Annotated in this window: 1 protein-coding gene; it reads right to left on the bottom strand. The window is 42.3% G+C overall.

Features of this window, described 5'->3' with window-relative positions:
- The coding region (locus R8O11_RS29935; RefSeq protein WP_318195222.1) for a glutathione S-transferase at nucleotides 1-491 on the bottom strand (491 nt) is incomplete at its 3' end.
- Nucleotides 492-574 lie beyond the last annotated feature (83 nt).

Here is a 574-nt window from a genome sequence, read left to right as displayed (position 1 = left end):
AAAGACATCATGATGTCTGCACCCGTCAATCGCTCTTCTACGAGGTAGGTTTTTCCTTCTAACGCTTGTTCGAAGTAGCTCAATACATTCATTGCTTCTTTGTCGGCGTATGCAGGCAAAAACTGCATCGAGTTCGGCTCTTTACTGATGAATATTTTCAATAGCATCGGCAAAATAGCGGAGCTTTCTGCAAAGTGCATCCATTGTAAATATTCAGTATGCGCTTTTGTACCACGCTTAGGGGCAAGCGCTCCATCACTGTACTTTTCAATCAAGTATTCAGTCATGGCTCCTGATTCAATAATAAACTCACCATCATCTTCAAGGAGTGGCGACTTACCAAGTGGATGAACGCTCTTTAGTTCTGGCGGTGCCATGAAAGTCACTTTGTCACGAACGTAAGGCACGATTTCGTATTCCACGTTGAGCTCTTCAAGTAACCAGATAATACGCTTAGAGCGTGACTGATTCAGATGATGAAGTTTTATCATTTGTTATCCCTTCCTTATTGCGGGTTGTTATAGTGGGTCGTTGATTTTTACAACAAGCTTGCCAAAGTTTTTGCCTTCTAGCA

It is taken from the genome of Vibrio sp. 1288 (genome assembly GCF_033344475.1).
The sequence above is the reverse complement of the archived record's forward strand: the minus strand, read 5'-3'. Positions and strand labels throughout refer to the sequence as shown.